Below are 25,798 nucleotides of genomic sequence, written 5' to 3'. Positions count from 1 at the left end.
GGATCTAATTTTTCATAAGCGATCGCTTGTTGATGTGGGGTATCGGGGGCGATCGCTTTTTTATAGGGTAGTATAAAATTTCTTCAATAGACATATATGATCGTTTTCCGAAAATGACGGGAAACAATCAACTAACTTGATACAGTTGTGCATCCTGCCATAATTACTTCTGCCCAAAACATTGCTTTGAGTTTTCATAAGTAATGACTCTCAGCATTGTCAAGTCAGTTTCCTAGTGCTTCATTTTCACTTTCAGGTAACTGCCTAGCTGTACTCGCAAAAGCAATATGGACGACACTCTTAATAGCACTTGTAACAGCACTATCAACGTAAATCACTTTCAGGAGTTTCATGAGCCTGATGCACAGCAGGAAGAACCTTTAATTATCTCCAGTCTACTTTCTCTGGATTTGGGAGAGGAAGATAGCGAGATTATTGCTCTTCAAGCTCAAGAAACTCAAGAAAATGCCCAAAGTTCTGAACAACAACCACCACAAATACTGGCTTTTGAACTAGAATTAACCGATCTAGTTCCAGAACCAGTTACGCCAAAAAAGGATACCAATAAACACTACCTCCATGACAAACCCTTAAACCAGCAGAAATTACTGGATACCATTTCTTATATCTTTCTAGAAGAAGATAATCTGGAAGAAATTGATTCATACACCAGAGAATCTCAAATTCCTTTAGAAAAACCCAAGTTTCAGATCCGAAAACCAAACCCTTCATCTGTTAGGGATGTAAGTTCTAAGGTAGGGTTGGCTTCTGTGATGTTTGTGGGGGGATTTGTTGTCGGAGGGGCTTGCTCCTGGGCTGTGCTATCAAATCAAGAGGTTGCAGCCAAGGATAAACCGCTAAATTCAGTACGGCAGCATCCTAAGTTTGCCGAAACACAGAGCCAAGAAACTGAAGTAAAAAATAGCATCAGTACGCCAGAAGTCGCAGTCCCAGAGCCAAGCTTCAGCCCTGCACAAACAAAAAAAACAGAAGTTAAAAATAAAACCAGCATACCAAAAGCTGTATCACCAAAACCAAGCTTTACGCCTGGAAATACCACACAGCAAACCGTATCAAAAGCGACTACTCAGACACCCAAACAACAAGATTCGCAACTTCCCAAGTCTAAAGTTTTAAATGCTACAACTACACCCTTATTTCAACAGCGGCTGCTAACTTCAGCAGACTTAAAAGGGCGTAGCGCTTGGGAACTAACGATAATGCGTAACGAAATCTATGCGCGTCACGGGCGGATGTTTAAAGAGCCAAAGTTGCAGCGCCACTTTGAGAGTCAAAGTTGGTATCAGCCTCGCTACTCAGGGGATAAGTTTCCTGACTCTGTACTTTCCAAAATCGAGCTAAAAAACGCAATTATGATCCGCGAATATCAACGTATTCATGGATTGATGATGAACCTTTAGCTGTTTGAGGCTACTTTCATCTTTAATTTTTTGAGCGATCGCTTTGAGTTTCTCTGTCATAGATTCTAGGCGATCGCTTTTTTATGTCTCGACTTTGTCACTTTTTTATCTCAAGTTTGACACTTTTTTATTTCAGGTTTGTCACCTTCTAACTCATAAGATAACCAAGAGAAGATTTTTAAAAGTCTTCCAGATGAGGCAGGAGCTGTCATTAGATAAATTCTATGTCTGATTACTCCACTGCTACCTTTATTCAATTTTCTTGTATGCATTAACCAACTCAACACAAAAAAGAATTCTACTCTTGACAACCTAAGTATTTTTGACAAGAAAAAGAAGGTTACCCCATGCAAAATATCCATAGTAATATCATTGCAACTTTCAATTTGATGGAAACGATACCAGAAATCCACCCGACAGCATATATACACCCTCTAGCAGCTGTCATTGGTAACGTTAGTTGCTTGCAATTTTTGTAGGGTGGATAATACTTAGAGTTCACTCAAGCTCTCATGCTTAGGTTATTAGTGATGCCCACTCTACGGTTATTAAAAATAGTGCAAGATATGTATTTTCAAATTTTCTTAATTTTTCAATTATATAAGAAAGGGAGTAGTCAATGTTATTGAAAAAACTGGTGAAAGCAAAATATTCAAAAAAGGAAACTACTACTTTGAGGTCATTTAAAAGTAAATTTCACATTTATACTGGGGAGCAATTGCACTGGCTTCAAGTAGTTTTTAAACTGAAGTTTTCAGTTTTTCAACCAATTCTTCCTTGGGTACTTCTCTGCTTTGGATATAGTTGTTTAATTTCACTACTCCACCATTTTGGTTTCTTTACATTTATTGAATTAAGTAAAGTTCTACCTCAGGTAATTTTATCTCTCAACATAGTCTTGAGCTTGTTATTAGCTTTTAGAACAAATTCAGCACATGATCGTTTTTGGGAAGGACGTAAATTGTGGGGTTCTTTAGTTAATACTGTCCGTAATCTAACTCGTGGAATTTGGATTGAAGTTAACGAGTATGAACCAAGAGATAGAACAAAAAAAGAGAGAACACTGCGACAAGTAGTTGCTTTTACAGTTGCAATGAAGTTACATCTGCGACGAGAGCCTGTTAATCATGAGTTATCTTTACTGATATCTGAATTACAATACTCTAAACTTACAAAAGTCAATCATCCCCCACTAGAAATTGCTTTTTGGATTGGCGATTTTCTACAACATCAGTACGAATTGAAAAATCTAAATATTTTCCAAATGAATTCTTTACAAGAATTACTAGATGATTTGGTAGATATTTTAGGCGGTTGCGAGCGAATTCTCAAAACACCAATGCCTTTAATATATACTATGATTCTCAAAATGTTGTTGATAATCTATTTTCTATTGTTGCCTGTAGAAATGGTAGGAGGTTTACACTTATGGACAGGCCCAATAGTCGGCTTTATTAGCTTAGTTTTGCTTGGCATTGATGAAATTGGTGCTGAAATAGAAGAACCTTTTGGACATGATCCAAATGATTTACCTCTGGATCTGATTTGCAGTACTATGCACCGCAATGTTGAAGATTTAATCACTTGTAAAAGACAGCATCACTCTCACAAATTACGTTTGTTCGATAATTACAATAATCAAAATATTGAAGATTTAATCAGTTGAATAATGAGAATCTAGAATCAGATAACTACTTAGACTTTCGTTGAAAAGTTCTCAAAATTGGAGATAATTATTCAAATTGAGAGATTCTAAGAAAATTGTTATTAAATTTTTAACTTTCAAGGAGCTTGAAAATGAAAATTCCTTCTTTGTTAGAAGTTCCGAAGCTGTTTATATTTGCTAAAGTTGAAAAATATCTCATAATTGGCAATAATTTGCTATTAGAAGCATCTGAAAAGACATGGGAACAAGTCTATAAGGCTGCAAATTTGTTAGAGAGATTTGAAAAAAATTACCTGAATTCAAAAAAACCACAAATCACCAAGTACTTTGATTCTGGTAAAAAATGGTTTCAAACAAATGGGTATAGCAGGAGCGATCGCCAAACCGTTTAACCCCATGACACTACCAGAACAAGTTGCTAAACTGCTCAACTGGACATCAGACTAAATTTAATCTTCACTATCCGAAAATGATCTGTGTTTGAGCCAACACGGGAATATCAAAAATTGATTTAGGCAGTTCTACTTCCGGCTAATGGTAAGTAGACTAGAAAGCTACTACCCACTCCTACTGTACTTCTAACTTTAATTTGACCGCTATGTCTATCTACTATAGTTTTTGCGATCGCCAATCCTAATCCCAAACCATCTTTCTGCTTAGATCTTGCTTTATCAGAGCGCCAAAAACGTTCAAAGATAAGTGGTATATTCTCCTGAGGAATACCAATACCAGTGTCTTCTACATGTACAACAGCAAATCGTTTCTCGATTCTCAACATCAGAGCAATTCTTCCTCCTGCTGCTGTGTATTTAAAGGCGTTCTCTAGGAGATTTGAAAATAAACGACTAAGTTGATGAGCATCACCTGTTATGAATATGCCAGTAGGTAACTGTGACTCGAAATGAATATTTCTGTTTTCCGCTTGAGCCTCAAACCGCTCTACCAAATCTTGTAGCAGTTCATCCAAAGGAATAAGAGAATGATGAACACGAGAGTCTTTGTCCACCTCATCTAGCTTTGATAGCATAGATAGATCATCTACAAGACGTGTTAGCTGCTCAGTACAACTGAGAATCACCGCCAGCTTTTTTGCAATTAGGGGATTTAGCTGTTGTGATTGACTTTGCATCACTTCAGCGGCGATAAATATCGCCGTCAAGGGATTGCGTAGCTCGTGTACAACATCGGCATTGAAATGTTGTAACTGCCGGAAACTCTTCTTGAGTGGCTTCAACGTAAACCAAAACAGACTTACGGTAATGGTACCGGCTAAGATTATGAACACTAGTTCAACTAATTCCAGTTCCAATTCCAGCGATTTTGCTTCCAATGCCACTTGATGGGTAAGCTCGCTAGCTCGAATGTAGCCTTCTAACCGCTCATTTTCCCTAGCTGCTTCCTTAGTATATACAGCGATCGACACAGAACGGATATGTCCATTTTGTTCTATGACTGGAGCATCCCTATTTAAACGCGAAGAAAATAAAACTCTAGCTAAAGGAGTGTTAGGGGCAGTATTTCCTTCACTTACTAGATGTTTGCCGTTGGCATCAAACCATTCCAACCCTTGCCCTTCCTTTAAAGATTGACGCCAAGGTAACCCTGTTTCTTCTATACCTTGCAATCCTTGAAATTTTATTCTCCTTAGAGAAGGAGCAGCACTCTGAGCTAAAGCCAGCAGGCGATCATTCAAATCTTTTACTGGATGCAGAGAGGAATTTTGAGATTTACCTACAAAATATCTATGATTTTCTAAAGAAAATACCCCAGGCAGTACTGAAATTGCGATCACAGAAAGTAGCACAAGTGTAAAACGTCTATTTAGCAATGGAAACAGAAAACGTCTGTGCAGAGATTGAAACATGAAAATTAGGCTGAATGAATGCTATATACAACTCAATGGCGGCTTCTGTTGCCTAGATTTTTTCATTGCATCCCTTACTAAGAGCGGATTTTTCTATTTGAAATACCTACCCTGCCGTTTCTAGAACTATTATTCACACTCTGGCAAGAGAGAGGCTCTTCATAATTGGAAATTTGCTCTTGTGAACAATTCTGGAGATAATAGCCCATGCCATAAGCTGTCGCCACAAAATCACTGGGTGCTCCGGCTGCCTTCAATTTCTGTCTTAAACGCTTGATAATAGCTTTGACTGCATCTTCTTCTGGAGGCTCCTCAAAAGACCAAAGATTCTCTAGAATATCGCTACGACTGAGAATGCAACCATTTCGACGAAGGAGAAGCTCTAATAAACGATACTCTTTAGGAGTCAGATGTAAAGGCTGATTCTCATAAGTGGCTTGACAAATATTAGGATCGATTTGCAAACTTCCCCACTCCATCACAGGTGATAAAGTGGTGTTTCCACGACGCAATAAAGCTCGGATGCGAGCCGATAATTCTTGGAGATTATACGGTTTACGCACATAGTCGTCTGCACCTGCATCCAACCCTGTAACTATATCATTAGTTGCATCGCGAGCAGTCACCAGCATAATTGGCATCTGATAACCATGAGAGCGCACCCGCTGACAAAGGCTGATACCGTCTAGTTCTGGTAGTATCACATCCAGCAAACATAAATCATAAGCAAAAGTCCTCACAAAATCCCAACCTTTTTCACCATCAGTAGCTATATCAACAATGTAATGTTGGGTAGCAAGAGCTTCTGCAAGTAAATCGGCAATACGCTTATCATCCTCTGCTAGCAAGATTCTCATGATGAATAGCTTCCTTGAGAAACAGCATTGTGGGAACGGTAGAAGTAACTTTCAATTTTTGGCTGTAAACCGCTTTGTAATCAATATAATCAGCAGTGCATTTTTACTTCCACTAAACTCTAAATCTATAAAGCGATTTTTAGACTTTTTGAGCTTTTTCTAGCTTTGTGACGCTTATACTTAATTTTAGATTCAGTCAAAACAATAGGTGAGCTTCATTCAATAATAAGTTGCTAATTTTTAGACACTAGGTGCACACCATCTCAATTCAAAAGACTACTTTTTAGACAGCAGGTGGACACCATTTAAATATGAAATACTAATTTCTAGACAGCAGGTGGAAACAGGCTTTCACTTTCTGCTATCCGCAATTTGCCTTCTACTTAACATCACGCCTTATTATAACTGAAGTAAAACTTTAAACAAGCTTTTTCTAGGATTAGATTTTCTAAATTTATTGAAAATGCTGTTTCAGCCTTTATTTTAGCCAATAAATTTTATTTATTCTATCTAATAACTAACATGAAAGTTATTCAATCAAGCGTAATTCAGTAAATCCCTATTGTGTCATGAATATCTCTTTTTAAGAGGTAGATTTGCAGATATACTTTAACTTTAGGTAAATAACAAATTATGAACGTCGCTTGAGTAAATTAGGAATTAACCGTAAAACTAGAAAACTCTATACATATTAATGTAAATAATTATGCTTTTTACTAAAACTAGGCAGGTAAATTAAAAATAAGTACGCAAACCAATATTATATAACGTATTGTACTTAAAAAATTTATTTCGATAAATAGTTTATCAAATTCTTACTACTTAGTAGTATTTAGTACTAATTACTAGCAAACTCAACAAAAGCTGCTAGATCCCAAATAATATCTCGCTGATGAAGATGAGATGACGTTTCATAGAGGAGTAAGCAACCCTGGGGACTACTCTAAGCTGTTTTCATCTTGATTTTCTTCTTGGGCGATCGCTTTGAGTTTTTCTGTGAAAGATTGCGAGCGATCACACCTTTGGGGGGTGAATTGTTCAATCGGTGGGTGATTGACAGCGGGTGGTAGTAGCTTTGTCTTGTGCTCGCTCGATGGAGAATGGTAGACAGGAGGTAAGGGAGTAGGAAGCTTGAGGGTGGAAGAACCATTTTTATAAGGAGATTCCTCTGCTTGTAAATGCCCAGAAGAGTGTTTTTTATAAGATGGCAATTGAGGTGAATTAGAAACTACTCCTGCTACATTTCCTTGATATCTCTGTTCATGAAGATGAGCAGAGTTTAGGGATGGAGTTGCAAACGAGGTTAAGTTTTCAGGAAATTTACCGCAAATCAGGCGTTCAAATTCCATATTGAAATGAAAACTAGGCTGATCGCGTCGTTGCCAGAGTGTTAATATTTGCTGTACCGATATGGCTTTGTAGCGACCTTGATATAGTGCTTCAATTACCGCTAAGTGTAGCCAGCCATCTGGAAATTGATTTTGCCAGCGCTCAACTAGTTCAGTAGCACCATAACCACTGAGGTCGAAACTATAGTGAATTAATAAGGCTATTGCCAAGTCAGCAGATGTTCCCAAAGTTGGCGTGAACATTGGGCTATCAACTTGAGGCAATACAGCTAAATTGTTCTCCCTTCGCATATAGCCTACCGCGCTTTTTGCTACAGTGTTTTGTCCCAAGAGTGTCTTTTTTCAAGAGGTGTTCTTAATTCTACTTGCTGCCAACAGCAAAAGGGGAAACAATATATGGTGAATGAATGCTAGGCGATCGCCCAATTGCAACTAAAGCTTGATACACCATTGCTGCCACTTCTGCCCGTGTTGCTTCTCGCAGAGGCTCGATTTGCTTAGGATCTGGGTAGTTAACTATAATTCTTTGCACTGTAGCAGTTGCAACAGCTGTACGGGCATATTCAGGGATTTTATGGCGATCCTTAAAATTTAATAAAGTATCAGCGTGAGCTGGTGGTAAGGTAAGCCCGTTTACCAAGGAGACGATCACTTGTAACCTTTGCACATTTTGCTGCGGACGAAAACTGCCATCGCCGAATCCACCGACAAAACCACCTTGTGCGGCTTGTTGGATCGCCTTATATGCCCAAAATTCTGGAGGTACGTCAGTAAAATCTGGTACTGGACGTTTAGGAGTTGGGTTAAATGCAGCTACAACTAAAGCCGTATATTGAGTACGAGTCATAGACTGATCTGGTTTATAGGTACCATCAGCAAAACCACGAGTTAAGTTCATACTTACTAATGCCCGTATGAACCCTTCTGCCCAATGCCCCATAATGTCGGTAAACGAAGGAATATCTGCATCGGGATTGACAATATAGGGAGAGACAATGGGTTTTTGTTTGCCGTTGGCTACTAACGCCTGATAAATTAATGCTGCTACCTCAGCACGAGTGATATCCCGCAACGGTTCTAATAGTTCGGTTTGTGGATAATTGACTACCAATAGTTTTTGAGTGGCAATTGCAATGGCGTCAATTGCGTAACTAGGTATTTGAGCGCGATCGCGATATACTGCTAACACATTAGGATTGCCACCATTGATTTGTAATCCATTTACTATAGATACAATTGCTTGAATCTTGGTTAAATTTTGTCCTGGTCGAAAAGTCCCATCCGGGAATCCACCAAGAAAACCCATATTAGCAGCACGCTGGATCGCTGCTGCTGCCCAAAAGTCTGATTTAACATCTGTAAATTTAGATGCTTGATTTTTTACTGGTACATCAAAAGCCTTCGTAATCATGGCGGCAAACGCGGCACGATTCATTGGGGCTTGAGCTTGAAACTTACCATCGCCAAATCCGCTAATTAAACCTTTACTTAGCAAGGCTTCCACAAAAGCTGCTGCCCAATGTCCCCGCAAATCGGAAAAACTAGTACTAACAGTCACTAACTTGGGAGCTTCTGCTGCCGTTGCGCTTAATTCAACTAAACCCTTGATGCCCACAGGATTAAGTTGATTGCCAGCAGAAACTAATTTATTTGATGTAGCATTTTGAATGTCAAAAGCTTCGTTGTCGCGAAAAATATTACCTGCTGGATTGTGAGCGCTACCTAGATCGGGGATAGCGTTACCATTCACCAACAAACCACCTTGGCGATTTTTTTCAATAATATTGTGCAGCAGAACTGGTCGTGCTTCTCTAGCAAGAGCGATCGCAGTCTGGTTTTGGGAGAGATGATTATTCGCAAGCAAAGGAGCAGCAAAATCACTAATCGCGATGGCGATCGCATTGCGTTGCCAAACATTGCGTAACACTTCCCCTTTGCTATGACGTGCCATGAATAACCCAGAGGCACCATTTTCTACAAACACATTATCTAAAATTGCTGGTTTGGCATTACCACTGACAAAAACACCTTCACGTCCACAGCCAATCAAAGTATTATTAGCCAAAGTTGGTGAGGCATTTGATTCAATCCAGACACCAGTACCTTTGGCAATGGAATTAGTCACCGTCACACCCATCAGACTAGAATCATCTAGTAATCGCAGTGTAATATTTTGCGCTCCAAAACTTTCACTTTGATACTCGCCGCTTCCAGAAATGATAATACCTTGACCTTTGGTTGCCTCATTACCCACTACCATCACTCCACCTGGAACGATCAGCGGGAAAAGCTCACCATTAGCAGAACTATAAGTTCCTGGTGCTAGCTGAATAATGATTGCAGTTCTGGATAGTTTTAAGGCACGAGTAAGAGTTTTGTAGGGAAGCAACCGCGTCCCCGCATTTTTATCATTCCCCGTTACGGGGTTGACATAAAGTGTAGCAACGAGGATAGAGTTGACCATTGACTATTTATATACGAGCAAAAATTTTAAATGATGACAATCAAAAATAACTTTTGATTTACCTAATGACAAGAACTTTATGTCTGCATATGAAAATATAGTCAGATGGTTTTAAAAATAGAAGGGGATCGGGAACCACTGCGCCCTTGGAGGTTCCCTGGTTGAGTGCAAGTCGCGTGCGACTGGCGTTGTAGGGGAAAGCAAGAAACATGAGGAATTTAACCAAGCTGTCACCTGTATCTTGTAAGCTACTTTTGATGTTTTGTGAATTTGTGGTTTCATTTTCATAAACTCGTCATTTACTAGACAGACCTCTATGAGAGAATGTCACAACAAATAAAAGGGAATAGGGTTGAGGGAACAGGGAACAGGGAATGGGAACTGGTAACTGATAACTGATAACTGATAACTGATACCAATGATTGAAGTTGAGCATTTGAGTAAAATATACGGCTCTACCCCAGCAATTACTGATGTAACTTTTAACGTCGAAAAAGGGGAAATCTTAGGATTTTTAGGGCCAAATGGCGCTGGCAAAACTACCACTATGAGAATTCTAGCTGGTTATTTGCCCGCAACGAGCGGTACAGCGCGAATTGCTGGATTCGATGTCCATGAAAATTCTCTTTCTGTGCGGCAAAGGATTGGCTATTTACCTGAAACACCACCGTTATATCCGGAAATGACGGTGGAAGGATTTTTGCATTTTGTGGCACGGATTAAGGGAGTACCAGCAGGCGATCGCTCTGCGAAAGTGAAAGCAGCGATAGAACGTTGCAACTTACAACAAAAGCGCCGCGTCATTATTCGCAAATTATCTAAGGGATATCGTCAAAGAGTAGGTATTGCTCAGGCAATTGTTCACGATCCACCAGCAATTATTCTAGATGAACCCACGGTAGGACTCGATCCCCGACAAATTATTGAGGTGCGAAATTTAATTAAAAGCTTGGCTGGAACCCATACCATTATTCTTTCCACTCACATTTTGCCAGAAGTAAGTATGACCTGTAACCGCGTAACTATTATTAATCGCGGCAAAGTAGTAGCTACCGATACCCCAGAACATCTGTTAACTCAATTAACAGTTGGTTCAGGCTATGAATTAGAAATTGAAGGCGAAGCAAGTTTAGCTAAACAAATGCTGCACAATCTGCCAGGTGTAAAGCTGGTAGAATCGATTACTGCAACGGCACTACCAAGTCATACTCCTATTCAAGATGGGCGTATTTACCTGCGGGTAATTTCGCAACCAGGTACAGAACCAGGAAAGGAAATTGCGGCAGCATTGCTACGTACTGGATTTAACTTGTATGAAATGCGACGTGTTAGTGCCACATTAGAAGATGTATTTTTGCAGCTAACTACAGAAGAAAATATTCCAGAAAATGAGGCTGACTCAACAATAACTAATGAGGAGGAGGCAGCTTAAATGAGTGTAATACTGAGTAATGTGATTGCCATTTATCGTCGAGAGTTACAGAGTTATTTTGTCTCTCCCTTGGCTTATGCGATCGCTGGCATTTTTTGGTTTTTAGCAGGATTGTTCTTGGTTCTAATTTTGATGGGGCCAGACGGTATCTTAACAGCAGTAGCAGCAGCAGATTTGCAAGGACAACAATTTGGAATTCCAGTACCACCAATAGACGTGCCTTATGAATTTGTGCGGGCATTTCTAGATCGGTTGGGATGGTTGTTATTGTTTGTGCTGCCAATCCTCTCGATGGGGCTTTATGCCGAAGAACGCAAGCGCGGCACTTTAGAACTGCTAGCTACTTCACCAGTGACTAATTGGGCAGTAGCTGTAGGTAAATTATTGGGAGTGCTAACATTTTTTATCACGATGGTAGCACCATTGCTGGCATTGGAAGCGATCGCCTTGAGTGGATCAACTCCATCAATGCCACCCATCATTCCCCTGCTTGGACATTTAGCACTAATTCTGCTCGCAGCAGCAATTTTATCGTTGGGAATGTTTATTTCTTCTTTGACAGACAGCACAATTTTGGCCGCTGTACTTACCTTTGCAGTCATTTTGTTGCTGTTATTTATTGATTTAGTAGCTAAAAATATTAGCGGCCCTATCGGAGAAGCTTTGGGGCATTTATCACTATTAAAACATTACAATACTCTCATCCAAGGAATTTTTGACACTGGCAGCTTGGTATTATTTGGCAGTTACATAATTTTAGGGATCTTTCTCACAGCACAATCAATTGATGCACTCCGCTTTCAACGACAGTAGTTATTAGTCATTAGTCAACAGTCATTCGTCATCAGTAAGAGGCTATATATAAAGTTAATATTAAGTAGGATGTGTTACGGCTATGTAGGGATTTGAGCGTTTAAGAGAGTCAGATTAGCCGAACGCATCAATAAATGCGGTGCATTACGCGCTGCTTTAACGCATCCTACAATTTAAGGTTTACTTTATAAATAATCTCTAAGGACGTATGACTAATAACAAAGCACAAATGACAAAGGACAAGTAACTAAAAAAATGAAGATTATTGCAAAAAATAAAACTTGGAAATATCTATTATTTTGGATTGGCCAATCCCTAGTTGTTGCTGGTTTAATAACAGGTTTAATTACAGATCAATGGGGAGCAATACCCTTAGCGTTGATAATTTCTGGCATACTAATTATTGGCTTGTGGTTAGGAGGAAAAAGCCGATACAGTAGCTGGTGGGGGCGTCGTTCTACCCAAGCTAGTACTAATGCCTTAGTAGCATCTGTTGCTGTCTTAGCAATTTTAGCGTTAATTAATTTTTTAGCAACTCGCTACTACTTTCGAGCAGATTTGACAGAAACTCAGTTATTTACCCTTGCGCCCGAATCAAAAGAATTGGTACAAAATTTACAACAACCCGTAAAAGTTTGGGTATTTGATGTAGCTCAAAATCCGCAAGACCGAGAATTATTGGATAATTATCGTCAACAAAATCCTCAATTCCAGTTTGAGTTCGTCGATCCGCAAACTAGATTTGCACTGGCAGAGAAATTTGGTGTCAAAGATTATGGTGAAGTTTACCTACAATCTGGAAATAGACGCCAATTGGTGCAGACGGTAAATGTTAGCGATCGCCTCTCAGAAGTCAAGTTAACTAACAGCCTACAACAAATCGTTAATCCAACGAGTGCCAAAGTTTACTTCCTACAAGGACATGGCGAACGCCCACTTGATGCAAGTGAAAATGGTATGTCACAGGCTATTGAGGCTCTTGGCAACAAAAATTACACCACCGCCCCACTCAATCTCACAGAAAAATCTAGTGTTCCTAGTGATGCTAATGTCTTGGTGATAGCCGATCCCAAACGAGGACTTTTGGACAGTGAAGTCACAGCAGTACAAAACTATCTCAATCGCGGTGGTAATTTGTTACTGATGCTCGACCCAGGTACAGATTCCAAACTCGATAGTTTACTCTCACAATGGGGTGTAAAACTGGACAATCGTTTAGCAGTTGATGTCTCTGGTAGTGTTGCTTTTGGCCCTGCTGTGCCAATTGTGACAGATTACGGACAGCATCCGATTACAAAAGATTTTGGCAACGGTATTTCTTTTTATCGTTTAGCACGACCGATTTATACCACACCTGTACCTGGTGTTGAAGCTACTCCCATACTACTGACAAAAGCTTATCCCAACACTTGGGCGGAAAGCGATTTACAAAACGAAAACTTGCAGTTCAATAAGGAAAGCGATCGCCAAGGCCCTTTAACATTAGGTGTAGCTTTAAAGCGTAAACTAACAGTAGAATCTCCATCCCCTAGCTCAACTGCTACCGAGTCTCGCATGGTCATTATAGGCGATTCAGACTTTGTTACCAATGGCTCATTTTTACAGCAGCTAAATGGAGATGTATTCCTTAATTCAGTCAGTTGGGCAACTCAGCAAAATCAACAAACCCTTTCCATTCGCCCTAAAGAATCAAAAAACCGTCGTATCAATCTGACAAATTTGCAAGCTGGTGTGATTGGCTTATCTTCTCTGTTAGTTTTACCTTTAATTGGATTTGCAGCAGCATTTGTTTTGTGGTGGCTGCGAAGATAAAAAGTTAGTAGTTAGTGGTTAGTAGGGGTAGATTTTGTTGATTAACTTTGAGTTAAAAACGATAATTTCTCTTTTAAACCCGCTTGTACAGTGGTTGCTGTTAACTGATGACAAATGACAAATGACTAAAATATGAAACTACAGCGAACAACTTTAATTTTGATACTATTAGCTTTGGGTTTAGGAGGTTTTGTTTACTTTTATGAATTTTACTCCAAGACTCAACAAGAGGAAGTACAGAAAAAAACACAACAAATTTTCTCTTTTACAGCAGATGATGTACAGTCTTTGACAGTAAAAACCAAAGATTATACTCTCAACTTAGAGCGTAACAATAATTCCGAGCCACCAAAGTGGTTGATGACATCTCCCCAACAAGCTCCAGCTAGTGACGCGATCGTGTCTTATTTAATGGATTTATTGGTTAAGGGTAAAAGCGATCGCACTTTATCAATTCCAGCTGATCAGCTTACCGAATTTGGTTTAGTTCAGCCTCAAGCAACAATCGTCATTGCACTGAAAAATCAGCAAACTCATCAGTTAATTTTGGGTAAGCCTGACTTTAAGGGTAGTTTCGTATATGCTCAAACTGATCCTGATCGTAAATCAAGTGAAAATGTAGATGTGCTACTAGTATCCAAAGATTTTGAAAATGCAGTTAATCGGGAACTGTCGGAGTGGAAACAAACTCCAGATGTTGGTGAAGGCAAACCTTTACCTAGCCTAAATTTACCCACTCCACAAAATTAAATGCCAAAGGCTCCAGTTGTCGTTACCAGGTTGAATCAGGTAATGATAGTTTGTGGGTTGCTGCCTGGTGGCTTTTGGTAGGATGATTGATGTGAATTACACTAAGTTAACGAACACTACAAACTTAAGTATGTTTATGAATAAATTAGTATTTTTATCTTAGCGATCGCCAAAAGTAGAAGTAGACTCATGAATTAATTGATCAATAGATTTTTTATGTTTTTTGTGAAACCTCAATAACTCTAAATAAGCAAAAGGAACGATAATCGGCCATAGAATAGTAGCTATCACCAAAATGGCACTAGAAAAAGAGCGCTCTCCTGAATTCATGTCTTTATCTTGTTGAAAGAACTCCAGCCAGTTAGTAAAAAAACAGTAAGTCATTATTAAGTAAATAATAATAGCTATATAAAAGAAAACATTGTGCTCGATGATGTTCATAATTATAATTATATTTTCTATTTCAAATGATTTGTTGCTCGATTAACTATAATAATTCAACACTAACTTTATTGACTACTACAAAATTTTTCTAATTACAAAATTTTTCAAATAAAATATACTAATTTTGCTGTCTTAATTAAGCTTAAATTTAGCTATCCTTGGTGACATCAATCTTTCGATATAGTAACGTTATCATGACAAGTCCAACAGCAACATTGTTAATCTCTTGCCCTGATCAACGGGGACTAGTAGCGAAATTTGCTAATTTTATCTATTCTAATGGCGGCAATATTATTCATGCAGATCAACACACAGATTTTGCCGCAGGCTTATTTCTGACGCGTATTGAATGGCAATTAGCAGGCTTTAATTTACCCCGTGAGTTGATCGCACCTGCATTCAATGCGATCGCCCAACCTTTACAAGCTCAATGGGAACTGCACTTTTCCGACACTGTGCCGCGCATTGCGATTTGGGTTAGCCAGCAAGATCATTGTCTGTTAGACTTGATTTGGCGTAATCGTGCCAAAGAATTTACTGCTGAAATTCCCCTCATCATTAGTAACCATCCCCACTTAAGAGAGATGGCGGAGCAGTTTAGTATTGACTACCATCATATTCCAATTACAAAAGAGAATAAAATTGAACAAGAAGCCAAACAAATAGAATTATTGCAGCAGTACAACATTGATTTAGTTGTATTGGCAAAATATATGCAAATTTTGAGCGCTGATTTTATTATTAAATTTCCACAAATTATCAATATTCACCACTCATTTTTACCAGCATTTGTAGGTGCAAATCCCTATCATAAGGCTTTTGAGCGTGGCGTGAAAATTATTGGTGCAACAGCACATTATGTAACTTCTGATTTAGATGCGGGGCCAATTATTGAACAAGATGTAGTGCGAGTTAGCCATCGTGATGAAGTTGAAGATTTGATTAGAAAAGGTAAGGATTTAGAAAGGGTTGTATTGGCAAGAGCAGTACGTTTGCATTTGCAGAATCGCGTGTTGGTGTATAGAAATCGTACAGTCGTATTTGAGTGATTGATCAAAAAGCAGTACCTCACCCCTAAAACGCCAAGAAATAAATTTCTTGGCGGGCAAAAGCATGGATAGAAGATTTGAACAAATTAGCGATCACTCAATCAGCGCCCAATCAGCAGAAATCAAAAATTCAGAAATACTTGTGATATCAAAACAATAGATAGCTCACAATAAGCATTTATTTTGAGTAATTCTGAGTAACTTGCTCAACATTGGGTGTGATCGCTTGATGTCGTTAAGCAATATTGGGTAAATGCAGCTAATGAGCTTTAAAATCCTTTCGGAGCGAGACTTACAGAAAATAGACGAGTTATTTTAACTACTTGTTTAGGCAAAAAAGTCACCATTAGATTGAGCTTATGGAACCAAAACCCAGAATTCCAGGTTTTCTCATGCCTAACACATCACGGCAACGGACACACGCAAGCTGGTGCTGAGTTCTATTTTATCTGCCGCCGCTGTGTTTTACCGTAGTAGCCAGTAGGGTGGGTTAGGCACAAGCCGTAACCCACCGTAAATTTTGAACTCTAACGAAGCCTATCTTCTCAGCCCGCTATGTTTAGCATTTTCCAGATGAAATCAGATGAGGGGTGACATCCCCTAATTCATGAAATCATGACAAGACAGCAAATTCTCAATCGAGATTCTGAGATATTCTGGAATAGTTGAGAACTTAATCGCAAGAAATCTTCTATTTCAATTGCTCGTAGGGACTTGAATCCCTTAGCTGAATGTATTTTACACCTATTTACGGATCATTTTAGTGACGATGAAGCTGGCAGGAAGAGTAAGTCAAGTGACACCTTCTATAACCTTAGCCATCGCAGCGAAAGCTAAGGCAATGAAGGCAGAAGGAATTGATGTTTGTAGTTTTAGCGCTGGCGAACCAGATTTTGATACTCCGGCGCACATCAAAGCCGCAGCCCAAAAGGCTTTACAGGAAGGAAAAACCAAGTACGGACCAGCTTCTGGAGAACCAAAACTAAGAGAAGCGATCGCCAAAAAACTAAAAACCGATAATGGTCTGAACTATAAAGCAGAAAATGTCATTGTTACTAATGGTGGCAAACATTCTCTGTTCAATATGATGCTGGCAGCAATTGAACCAGGTGATGAAGTAATTATTCCTGCTCCTTATTGGTTAAGCTATCCCGAAATGGTGACGCTAGCAGGTGGTACTTCTGTAATTGTTCCTACAGATGCCTCTACAGGATATAAAATTACTCCTGATCAATTGCGAAAGTCAATTACTCCCAAGACAAAGTTATTTATCCTCAACTCGCCGTCTAACCCTACGGGCATGGTGTATACGCCAGAAGAAATTAAGGCACTGGCGCAAGTAGTAGTGGAAGCAGATATTTTGGTTGTGTCTGACGAGATTTACGAAAAGATTCTCTATGACGGCGCAAAACACGTGACAATTGGTTCCTTGGGAGACGAAATATTTGCTCGCACAATTATTAGCAACGGTTTTGCCAAAGCTTACTCGATGACGGGCTGGCGGATAGGTTATTTAGCAGGGCCAATTGATGTAATTAAAGCTACAATCACCATCCAAAGCCATAGCACTTCCAATGTATGCACCTTTGCCCAATATGGTGCGATCGCGGCTTTAGAAGATTCTCAAGACTGTGTCGAAGAAATGCGCCAAGCTTTTGCTAAACGCCGTCAGGTAATGTTAGAAAGGCTCAATGCTATACCAGGATTGAGTTGTCCTCAGCCAGATGGCGCGTTTTATCTGTTCCCCGACATCAGCAAAACGGGACTTAAATCTCTAGATTTTAGTGATGCTTTACTAGGAGAACAGCAAGTTGCAGTCATTCCTGGTATTGCTTTTGGTGTAGACGACAACATTCGCCTCTCCTACGCAACCGATTTAGCAACAATTGAAAAAGGGATGGATAGGTTAGAGAAATTTGTGAAGTCGCGGATTTAGGCAAGATTCAAGTTTTATTTATCTGTGGGGTGGGTTAGACGCAAGTCATAGCCCACCGTTTGTTAATTCATCAAAAGGGCGATCGCACTCACACACCAAAGCAATGAGAATATGGCGGAGTTAAGTTGATAAGAGCCGCCGATGCAGTCAGTTGAACCAGGCTTGAGCAAACACAAAAAATTCTCGCATCACAAAAATACCATTCTCTCAACGCTCACTCATGCAATCAAAACAGCACTTTTGAGCGCTTTTGTTAAATTTCCTCACAATTTCCTCAACTGTTTCTTTTAACCTACGAGCTGGATTTATAAGCTTTACAAGGCTGTCCTGATTAAGGAATTTTAGCGATATGCAATCCAGCAGTAAGTTTAAAACCGATCTCACCTACGATATTCTACGTTCCGAACATCAACCTCTCAGTTCTATTTTTTTACCGGAGACAGTTGCTGTCATCGGTGCGAGCGACTCGCCTGGAAGTGTAGGACGTACCTTACTGTGGAACTTAATCAGCAACCCCTTCGGTGGCACAGTATTTCCCGTAAATCCCAAACACCACAGTGTAATGGGTATTAAAGCTTACAAAAATATTGCAGAATTACCAGAACCTATAGATTTGGCAGTTATAGCCACACCCGCCTCAACAGTTCCTGGTATAGTGCGGCAGTGTGTAGAAGCTGGAGTAAAAAGTGCAGTCATCATTTCTGCTGGCTTTAAGGAAATTGGTGAACTTGGGATAGAACTAGAGCAACAAATTTTACAGGAAGCTCGCAAAGCTAAACTCAGAATTATCGGCCCCAATTGTTTGGGGGTAATGAATCCTCATACAGGACTGAATGCAACTTTTGCTAGCGCGATCACCCGTCCGGGTAGGGTAGGCTTTATCAGTCAGAGTGGCGCACTGTGTACATCTATTCTGGACTGGAGCTTGCGAGAAAATGTCGGATTTAGTGCTTTTATTTCTATTGGCTCAATGCTGGATGTGGGTTGGGGCGATCTAATTTATTATCTTGGTGACGATCCACGTACTAGCAGTATAGTTATTTACATGGAGTCAATAGGAGATGCACGCTCATTTCTGTCTGCGGCTCGTGAGGTGGCATTAACTAAGCCCATTATTATGATTAAAGCAGGTCGAACAGAAGCAGCTGCCAAAGCCTCGGCTTCTCACACAGGGGCGCTCACCGGCAGTGACGAAGTACTGGATGCTGCTTTTCGGCGTAGTGGGGTGTTGAGAGTCACGAGAATTTCTGAATTGTTTAACATGGCGGAGGTACTAGCAAAACAGCCTCGTCCGAAAGGCCCACGCCTAACTATTATCACCAATGCAGGTGGGCCGGGTGTGCTGGCAACTGATTGTCTGATTAGCACTGGTGGGGAATTGGCGGAACTTTCTACAGATACCATTGCTGCATATAATGAATTTTTGCCTCCTTATTGGAGTCACAACAATCCAATCGACATTTTGGGAGATGCCGATCCGGAACGCTATGCCAAAACTCTAGAAGTTGCTGCCCAAGATCCTCATAGCGATGGATTTTTGGTGATTCTCACTCCCCAAGCAATGACTGATCCTACCCAAACTGCTGAACGGCTGAAATCTTGTGTAGAAGTGCTTCATGACACATCGCTAAAAGGCAAACCGATCCTGGCAAGTTGGATGGGAGGAGCAGAGGTGATGGCAGGAGAAGCAATTCTCAATCGTGCTAGTATTTCCACTTATCCCTATCCAGATTCAGCAGCGCGTGTATTTACTTATATGTGGCAGTACACATATAACCTGCGTGGCATCTACGAAACTCCAGTGCTAGTAGAAAAATGGGATCAATTACCCGATCGCACCTTTGCCGAAAAGCTGATTGCAACAGCCCGTCAGGAAGGACGAACCATTCTCACAGAGATGGAATCAAAACAAATTCTGGAAGCCTATGGTATTCCCACTGTACAAGTCTGCGTGGCAACCACAGCAGATGAAGCCGTTGATTGTGCTAATTCCCTTGGTTATCCAGTCGTACTCAAACTGTTGTCGAAGACGATTACCCATAAAACTGATGTTGGAGGTGTGCAGTTAAACCTCATGGATGCCAAAGCTGTACGCTGGGCTTACCACACCATTGAAACTTCTGTGACAGAAAAAGTGGGGGCAGAACACTTTTTGGGAGTGACGGTACAGCAAATGTTGAACCTGAATGACGGCTACGAATTGATTATCGGCAGTAGCCTCGATCCGCAGTTTGGGCCGGTATTATTGTTTGGTGCAGGGGGACAATTAGTGGAGGTGTTTAAAGATAGAGCGATCGCACTTCCTCCCCTCAACACAACCTTGGCGCGGCGAATGATGGAACAAACTCGAATTTATAAAGCGCTGAAAGGTGTGCGGGGACGTCCACCAGTGGATATTGCAGCTGTTGAGCAACTATTAGTTAGATTTTCCCAACTACTGGTAGAACAACGCTGGATCAAGGAAATTGATATTAATCCCCTGTTTGCTTCTACAATTAAATCCTCTACTAGTCTCATCGCCCTAGATGCGCGAATAGTTCTTCATCCAACAGATATAAAGGAAGAGGAACTCCCAAAAATCGCAATTCGTCCCTATCCAACGCAATATGTTACACCTTGGACGCTAAAAGATGGCACGCACGTTATCATCCGCCCAATCCGTCCTGAAGATGAGCCGCTAGCTGTAAAATTTCATAAAACGTTGTCGGAGCAAAGTATTTATTTTCGCTACTTCCATTTAGTTAAACTCAGTCAACGGATTGCCCACGAACGTCTAATGCGTCTGTGCTGCATTGACTATGATCGCGAAATGGCATTGGTTGCGGAATATCAAAATCCAACTACAAATGAGCGTGAAATTATAGCGTTAGGCAGATTGACTAAATTGCATGGTTTGAGTGAGGCAGAATTTGCTTTGCTGGTTAGTGACAAGTTTCAATACCAAGGATTGGGTACACAATTGCTAAGACGACTGCTGCAAGTAGGACAGGATGAACACATCAAGCGTATCACTGCTGATATTCTACCGGAGAATACAGCTATGCAAAGAACCTGCGAAAAGGCTGGCTTCCGCCTGCATCGTATGCCAGATCTGGTAAAAGCAGAGATTAATTTGTGATGCCTGCAAAAATTTCGCGATCGCTCCGAATTTGGGTTGTCCTAATTGATCGAGACTTGCACACGAGTGATGGAATAATAAACCGCAAAGGATGCATAGACGCGTAAGCGGCTTCCCTCAGGGTAGGACACGGAGGCAAGAGGATTTGAGAGGAATTTTGCGTTAGTTATATGGATGATGAATAGTTGCAAACTTCTGTAAAGTGGTTGAAATTGAGCTAATTCAACTGGCATATACTATTAGTAGATGAGTATTTACTCATAGGGAAGTGGCAAACGCCGCCCCACTCCCCCCAAAACAGTAAAAATGGTGTTTGTAGCGGTTAAACGTCAAATGTATACCACCTATTTTGACGAGTACCAAAAACAATTCAACGAGTGGCAAAAGCAGTTTAGCGATTGGCAGAAAAAATTCTTAGATACCTGCCTAGAAAATTTCCCGGATATGCAACGAGAAGAAAATCTCTCCGAAGCTTTTAATAAATCCCTGGATTTCCAAGAAGAAATTGTAAAATCCTTCCTAGAAGCCCAGGAAAAAAATCACCGGATGATGCTAGACGCTCAAAAGAAATTCTGGGAAGACTATTTTGAAAAGATGCGGAAAAAGCCAACTGCTACTGCTAGTAGTTAGGATTGCAGTTGTTTCCTAGATTGAAGAAAATTAACATCTTCGCAACCCTCAAGGGCGATCGCTCTTGGGGGTTTATGCTGTGTCTGGTACGTCCTTTTAGTCGTAATCTTGGTGAGTCTGCATGGACGAGCACAGAAAACAGTCACACTTTAGCCATCAAGCTGTTGTTGACGAGATGACAGCTTATCTGCAAGCATGTTTAGCCAATCGCTACTTTATGGGATCGGTGTTGGTTGCCCGTGCAGGTGAAGTACTCTTAAGTGCAGGCTACGGCATGGCTAACCTTGAACATAATGTTCCAAATAAACCCCAGACAAAGTTTCGCCTCGGTTCGATTACCAAGCAGTTCACAGCGACGGCAATTCTCCAACTTCATGAGCAAGGTTTGCTTGAGGTGCATGATTCGATTTCAACTTATTTGCCTGACTATCCCAACGGTGAGCAAATTACTATTCATCACCTGCTCAACCACACTTCAGGTATTCCCAACTACACAGAATTTTCTAACTTTGAGCGGACAAAGAAAATTAAGGTAACTCTGGATGATTTGATTGCCCGATTTAGTAGTGAACCACTAGAGTTTACACCAGGTGAGCGTTACCAATATACAAACTCTGGCTACGTAGTCCTCACCAAGATTATTGAAACAGTCTCTGGTTACTCCTACACCGAGTACCTGCAACACCAAATTCTTGAACCTTTGGAAATGGTAGACTCAGGCTGCGATCGCCAAGAGGTGATTTTGCCCCATCGAGCTTCGGGCTATGTTTTCACTGGCGAAACTTATCAAAACGCAGATTTTATCGATATGTCATGGCCATCGGGTGCAGGGGCAATGTACTCAACCATTGAGGATCTTTACAAATGGGAGCAAGGACTTTATACCGATGCAGTACTGAGTGAGGCGTCTAGAGAGATGATGTTTACACCCAAGGTTACGATTAGTGCAGCAGAAGATGGTAAAGGATATTACCACAGTTATGGGGGAATTATATGCACTCACTTTAAACGCAAGCTTTTGTATCACGGTGGTGGAATCGATGGCTTTAGCACTCGCATTGCTAGATATCCAGATGAACAAGTTTCTATGATTGTGCTTACCAACATAGATCCAGCAGTAGCAACACCAGTTGTGGCTATTGCAAATGATTTGGCTGCGATTTTGTTTGGTGAACCTTATCAGCTGCCTAAAAAACGGCAAGCGATCGCACTTGATCCCACAATTTATGATGCCTACGTCGGGCAATATGAATTGGAGCCGGGATGGGTGATGATAGTGACAAAAGAATGCGATCGCCTTTTTGCTCAATGGATTGGACAGGAAAGAGTTGAATTGTTTCCAGAGTCATCAACAAAGTTTTTTATGAAGCTAATAGATGCTCAACGCACATTTGTAGTAGATGAGACAGGCAAAGCATCACACGTAATCCTACATCAAAGTGGACGAGAGCGTGTGGCAACTAGGGTGAATTAGAGTTAGCTTAAAGAGGTCAATTATTGTTTGAATACTTAACTCAAGCGCCAATATTTGCTAAAAATACTTCTTGTTGGTTGTATTGTTTCTACAGCGATCCATTGTATTGGATTTTCAACCAACAAAGCGTTGCTAATTTCATAGCGTAAACATGATTTTGTGTAACGCCAAAACTATTATAGAGACGCGATATATCGCGTCTCCACTCTTGTTAATTATTCCCCATATTGCCCGCCAGTAACCTTACCCCGAAACACAATGTACTGATAAATGTTATAAAACAACATCACGGGGATGAGCGCACCGATGAGAATAATCATGAACACCAGCGCACTGGGATCAGCGGCGGCTTCATAAATGGTGATTTGAGTCGGAATAATGTAAGGGAAAACAACCATTGCCAATCCAATAAACGTAAGCATGAAAAGCAAAATTGTCCAAATAAACGGTGCTCTCTCTTCTCTACGAAATAAACTCCTAATTAGTAGCGAAATCAAAAAGACTCCCAGCAAGGGAATTGTGGCAAACACATAAACTAGAGGACGATGAAATAAACGCTCTCTAGCGTACTCATAAAATATCGGAGTTGTGACAGTAATCAAAATTGCTCCGATTAGGGTTGTCACAGCCGCAATTTTTGCTGTTTTATAGTGTGTTTCCTGCAACTCGCCTGTAGTTTTCCAAATCAAGTAATTTGAGCCAATCAGCACATAACCTTGAATTAGAGTCAAAGCTACCAATATAGTTTGCCAACTTAACCAATCCCAAGTTGTACCAATAAAATGCCCTGCTTGATCTACTTGAATTCCCTTTAGTACGCCGCCAAGGGCAAATCCTTGACCGAGTGCTGCCAGAAAACTCCCTGCGCCAAAGGCAAAGTTCCAAAATAACTTCCGTTTTGCTTGTTCGCGGAACTCAAACGCCACGGCACGAAAAATCAACCCAAACACCATCAACAAAATTGGGATGTAAAGGGCATTCAAGATTGTGCCATAGGCAAGAGGAAATGCCCCAAATAAACCTCCTCCCATCAGCACTAACCAGGTTTCGTTCGCATCCCAAATGTTACTCAAACTAGTCATCAAAATTCCACGGCGTTCTTCATTGGAAGCAGTCAGGGACAAAATTCCTACTCCCAAATCAAACCCATCCAACATCACATAGAGAAAGAGAAAAAGGGCTAAAATTCCAAACCAAACCTGTGGTAGAAAATAAGTTAGCGTCTCCATATCACCTCCTATTGCTGCGCTTCTACGGGACGCTCATCGGGAACAAATTGCCCTGGAGTTGTTTCTACTGCAGGTTTAGTTTCCATCCCTGGTATTGGCAAGTCTAATCTTGGCCCGATGCGGATAATACGACTACCAAAGTACAAGACAGCTATAAATAGAATTGTGTAGGTAGTTGCAAACCCAATTAAAGACGTTAAGACATTAGTCGCAGGTACATGGGAGGCAGAATCAACTGTGCGGATCAGTCCGTAAACCGTCCACGGCTGTCGTCCGACACAGCGTACAATCCAGCCTGACTCGACAGCAATATATCCCAGGGGAGCAGCAAAAATCCAAGCACGCATCAACCAACGCTGCTGGGCAATATTTTCTGGGGAAAGTTTGCCACGTAACCATTGCAAAGTGCTGACGAGCATCAATCCTGCTAAAAAGAAGCCAATGGCAATCATCGTGCGGAAGGAGTAGTAAATTAGACCAACAAGGTGCGGTCTATCTTGGGGTTGCCATTCCTTGAGTCCTCGTACAGGTTCAGAAAGGTTTTTCTTAAATTCCAAAATGTATCCAAGGGCGTTGGGAACCGTAATTTCCCAATTATTTTTTTCAGCTTTTTCATTTGGTAGAGCCACCAGGCTCCAATCTGCTGGTTGTCCTGTTGGGGTGCTTTCCCATTGCGCTTCCATTGCTGCCAATTTTGAAGGCTGATAGTGATACACTTGCTCACCGCTCAAATGTCCTACGTATATCTGCAATGGAGCCACAGCGATCGCTGCTATTAAGGCAATCTTAAAGGCTTTAGCAAAGAAGGCGCTTTGGCGATTGTTAAGGATATACCAGGCGCTAATTCCACCAACTACAAACAACGAAGTCTCCAGTGTACCCAGGAACATATGCGACACGCTCACCGCCATAAACGGATTGAGAATCGCCTGAAAGTAATCGTGGACAATAAACTTGCCGTTTACCATCTCTCCACCCGCAGGAGTTTGCATCCACGAATTTGCTGTCAAAATCCACAAAGTTGAGAGATTGGCACCAGTGGCAACCAAGATGGTAGAGATAAAGTGAATGATGGGATGAACGCGCTCCCAGCCAAACACCATAATGCCTAAAAAAGCAGCTTCCAGCATAAATGCCCAAGAGGCCTCAAACCCAATCACACTGCCAAAAAAATTACCGACAGCCTCAGAAAAAGGAGCCCAGTTTGTCCCGAATTGAAACTCCATCGGGATACCAGTAGCTACGCCAATACCGAAATTTAGGACATAAAGTTTTGACCAAAAACGAGCATGGTAATAGTAATCTGGATTGCGGGTTTTCAACCACATTCCCTCAACAATGGCTAGATAAATGGCCAAGCCTGTTGTTAATACAGGCCAAAGAATGTGGAATATGGCTGTCAGTGCAAACTGCATCCTTGACAACACTACGGTATCAGACAAAAATTCCATTAACGCTTCCCTCGACTGCTTCAACAACTAAGTGTCAGG

General features: G+C 40.8%; 19 protein-coding genes. 12 read left to right on the top strand and 7 right to left on the bottom strand.

The window, feature by feature from the left end:
- The first annotated feature begins 287 nt into the window (after positions 1-287).
- From U2718_RS06440 to U2718_RS06430, 3 genes are all read left to right on the top strand, one after another.
- Complete coding sequence (locus U2718_RS06440) at positions 288-1,421, top strand: YARHG domain-containing protein (protein WP_341998042.1); 1,134 nt, start codon at positions 288-290, stop codon at positions 1,419-1,421.
- 619 nt (positions 1,422-2,040) lie between these two features.
- Complete coding sequence (locus U2718_RS06435) at positions 2,041-3,087, top strand: bestrophin family protein (RefSeq protein ID WP_341998044.1); 1,047 nt, start codon at positions 2,041-2,043, stop codon at positions 3,085-3,087.
- A 131-nt stretch (positions 3,088-3,218) separates the two neighbouring features.
- Positions 3,219-3,479 (top strand): hypothetical protein, encoded by a 261-nt coding sequence (locus U2718_RS06430; protein WP_341998046.1) that lies wholly within the window; start codon positions 3,219-3,221, stop codon positions 3,477-3,479.
- Positions 3,480-3,598: 119 nt separating this feature from the next.
- On the opposite strand, the gene U2718_RS06425 is transcribed toward U2718_RS06430, so the two are convergent.
- The 4 genes from U2718_RS06425 to U2718_RS06410 form a co-directional block, all read right to left on the bottom strand.
- The gene (locus U2718_RS06425) at positions 3,599-4,951 is read right to left on the bottom strand and encodes a HAMP domain-containing sensor histidine kinase (RefSeq protein WP_341998048.1); all 1,353 of its coding nucleotides are present in this window, start codon (positions 4,949-4,951) and stop codon (positions 3,599-3,601) included.
- Positions 4,952-5,028: 77 nt separating this feature from the next.
- Entirely contained in the window at positions 5,029-5,808 is a 780-nt protein-coding gene (locus tag U2718_RS06420) for a response regulator transcription factor (protein ID WP_341998050.1), read from the bottom strand.
- Positions 5,809-6,746: 938 nt separating this feature from the next.
- Positions 6,747-7,448, bottom strand: a complete 702-nt coding sequence (locus U2718_RS06415; RefSeq protein WP_341998052.1) for a hypothetical protein — start codon at positions 7,446-7,448, stop codon at positions 6,747-6,749.
- A 70-nt stretch (positions 7,449-7,518) separates the two neighbouring features.
- Positions 7,519-9,621: an S-layer homology domain-containing protein gene (locus U2718_RS06410; protein ID WP_341998054.1), complete on the bottom strand. Its 2,103-nt coding sequence runs from the start codon at positions 9,619-9,621 to the stop codon at positions 7,519-7,521.
- A gap of 418 nt (positions 9,622-10,039) precedes the next feature.
- Here U2718_RS06410 and U2718_RS06405 point away from each other — a divergent pair, with 418 nt between their 5' ends.
- The 4 genes from U2718_RS06405 (at position 10,040) to U2718_RS06390 (ending at position 14,428) form a co-directional block, all read left to right on the top strand.
- On the top strand, positions 10,040-11,053 hold the full coding sequence (locus U2718_RS06405) for an ABC transporter ATP-binding protein (protein WP_341998056.1): 1,014 nt from the start codon (positions 10,040-10,042) through the stop codon (positions 11,051-11,053).
- Positions 11,054-11,866: an ABC transporter permease gene (locus U2718_RS06400; RefSeq protein ID WP_341998058.1), complete on the top strand. Its 813-nt coding sequence runs from the start codon at positions 11,054-11,056 to the stop codon at positions 11,864-11,866. It abuts the gene before it with no gap.
- Between the two features lie 255 nt (positions 11,867-12,121).
- Entirely contained in the window at positions 12,122-13,678 is a 1,557-nt protein-coding gene (locus U2718_RS06395; RefSeq protein WP_341998060.1) for a GldG family protein, read from the top strand.
- 132 nt (positions 13,679-13,810) lie between these two features.
- Positions 13,811-14,428, top strand: a complete 618-nt coding sequence (locus U2718_RS06390) for a DUF4340 domain-containing protein (protein ID WP_341998062.1) — start codon at positions 13,811-13,813, stop codon at positions 14,426-14,428.
- A 159-nt stretch (positions 14,429-14,587) separates the two neighbouring features.
- Here U2718_RS06390 and U2718_RS06385 read toward each other — a convergent pair whose 3' ends face one another.
- Complete coding sequence (locus U2718_RS06385; RefSeq protein ID WP_341998064.1) at positions 14,588-14,812, bottom strand: hypothetical protein; 225 nt, start codon at positions 14,810-14,812, stop codon at positions 14,588-14,590.
- Between the two features lie 254 nt (positions 14,813-15,066).
- Between U2718_RS06385 and purU the strand changes: the two genes are divergently transcribed.
- From purU to U2718_RS06360, 5 genes are all read left to right on the top strand, one after another.
- Entirely contained in the window at positions 15,067-15,921 is an 855-nt protein-coding gene (gene purU / locus U2718_RS06380; protein ID WP_341998066.1) for a formyltetrahydrofolate deformylase, read from the top strand.
- 769 nt (positions 15,922-16,690) lie between these two features.
- Positions 16,691-17,857 carry a pyridoxal phosphate-dependent aminotransferase gene (locus U2718_RS06375; RefSeq protein WP_341998114.1) on the top strand — a complete coding sequence of 389 codons (1,167 nt, stop codon included), beginning with the start codon at positions 16,691-16,693 and terminating at the stop codon, positions 17,855-17,857.
- Between the two features lie 349 nt (positions 17,858-18,206).
- Positions 18,207-20,975 carry a bifunctional acetate--CoA ligase family protein/GNAT family N-acetyltransferase gene (locus U2718_RS06370; RefSeq protein WP_341998068.1) on the top strand — a complete coding sequence of 923 codons (2,769 nt, stop codon included), beginning with the start codon at positions 18,207-18,209 and terminating at the stop codon, positions 20,973-20,975.
- A 306-nt stretch (positions 20,976-21,281) separates the two neighbouring features.
- Positions 21,282-21,605: a thylakoid-associated protein gene (locus tag U2718_RS06365; RefSeq protein ID WP_341998070.1), complete on the top strand. Its 324-nt coding sequence runs from the start codon at positions 21,282-21,284 to the stop codon at positions 21,603-21,605.
- A gap of 121 nt (positions 21,606-21,726) precedes the next feature.
- Positions 21,727-23,079, top strand: a complete 1,353-nt coding sequence (locus U2718_RS06360; RefSeq protein ID WP_341998072.1) for a serine hydrolase — start codon at positions 21,727-21,729, stop codon at positions 23,077-23,079.
- 215 nt (positions 23,080-23,294) lie between these two features.
- Here U2718_RS06360 and cydB read toward each other — a convergent pair whose 3' ends face one another.
- Complete coding sequence (gene cydB, locus U2718_RS06355; RefSeq protein ID WP_341998074.1) at positions 23,295-24,308, bottom strand: cytochrome d ubiquinol oxidase subunit II; 1,014 nt, start codon at positions 24,306-24,308, stop codon at positions 23,295-23,297.
- An 8-nt stretch (positions 24,309-24,316) separates the two neighbouring features.
- Positions 24,317-25,759, bottom strand: coding sequence for a cytochrome ubiquinol oxidase subunit I (locus U2718_RS06350; RefSeq protein WP_341998075.1), 1,443 nt, complete (start codon positions 25,757-25,759; stop codon positions 24,317-24,319).
- Positions 25,760-25,798 lie beyond the last annotated feature (39 nt).

This window comes from Chlorogloeopsis sp. ULAP02, from assembly GCF_038404745.2.
Taxonomy (GTDB): domain Bacteria; phylum Cyanobacteriota; class Cyanobacteriia; order Cyanobacteriales; family Nostocaceae; genus Chlorogloeopsis.
This window is presented reverse-complemented; position numbering and strand designations above follow the sequence as displayed.

Coding starts and splice junctions, on each gene's coding strand:
- U2718_RS06440 (WP_341998042.1), top strand. CDS start 288: ATGGACGACACTCTTAATAGCACTTGTAACAGCACTATCAACGTAAAT.
- U2718_RS06435 (WP_341998044.1), top strand. CDS start 2,041: ATGTTATTGAAAAAACTGGTGAAAGCAAAATATTCAAAAAAGGAAACT.
- U2718_RS06430 (WP_341998046.1), top strand. CDS start 3,219: ATGAAAATTCCTTCTTTGTTAGAAGTTCCGAAGCTGTTTATATTTGCT.
- U2718_RS06425 (WP_341998048.1), bottom strand. CDS start 4,951: ATGTTTCAATCTCTGCACAGACGTTTTCTGTTTCCATTGCTAAATAGA.
- U2718_RS06420 (WP_341998050.1), bottom strand. CDS start 5,808: ATGAGAATCTTGCTAGCAGAGGATGATAAGCGTATTGCCGATTTACTT.
- U2718_RS06415 (WP_341998052.1), bottom strand. CDS start 7,448: ATGCGAAGGGAGAACAATTTAGCTGTATTGCCTCAAGTTGATAGCCCA.
- U2718_RS06410 (WP_341998054.1), bottom strand. CDS start 9,621: ATGGTCAACTCTATCCTCGTTGCTACACTTTATGTCAACCCCGTAACG.
- U2718_RS06405 (WP_341998056.1), top strand. CDS start 10,040: ATGATTGAAGTTGAGCATTTGAGTAAAATATACGGCTCTACCCCAGCA.
- U2718_RS06400 (WP_341998058.1), top strand. CDS start 11,054: ATGAGTGTAATACTGAGTAATGTGATTGCCATTTATCGTCGAGAGTTA.
- U2718_RS06395 (WP_341998060.1), top strand. CDS start 12,122: ATGAAGATTATTGCAAAAAATAAAACTTGGAAATATCTATTATTTTGG.
- U2718_RS06390 (WP_341998062.1), top strand. CDS start 13,811: ATGAAACTACAGCGAACAACTTTAATTTTGATACTATTAGCTTTGGGT.
- U2718_RS06385 (WP_341998064.1), bottom strand. CDS start 14,812: ATGACTTACTGTTTTTTTACTAACTGGCTGGAGTTCTTTCAACAAGAT.
- purU (WP_341998066.1), top strand. CDS start 15,067: ATGACAAGTCCAACAGCAACATTGTTAATCTCTTGCCCTGATCAACGG.
- U2718_RS06375 (WP_341998114.1), top strand. CDS start 16,691: ATGAAGCTGGCAGGAAGAGTAAGTCAAGTGACACCTTCTATAACCTTA.
- U2718_RS06370 (WP_341998068.1), top strand. CDS start 18,207: ATGCAATCCAGCAGTAAGTTTAAAACCGATCTCACCTACGATATTCTA.
- U2718_RS06365 (WP_341998070.1), top strand. CDS start 21,282: ATGGTGTTTGTAGCGGTTAAACGTCAAATGTATACCACCTATTTTGAC.
- U2718_RS06360 (WP_341998072.1), top strand. CDS start 21,727: ATGGACGAGCACAGAAAACAGTCACACTTTAGCCATCAAGCTGTTGTT.
- cydB (WP_341998074.1), bottom strand. CDS start 24,308: ATGGAGACGCTAACTTATTTTCTACCACAGGTTTGGTTTGGAATTTTA.
- U2718_RS06350 (WP_341998075.1), bottom strand. CDS start 25,759: ATGGAATTTTTGTCTGATACCGTAGTGTTGTCAAGGATGCAGTTTGCA.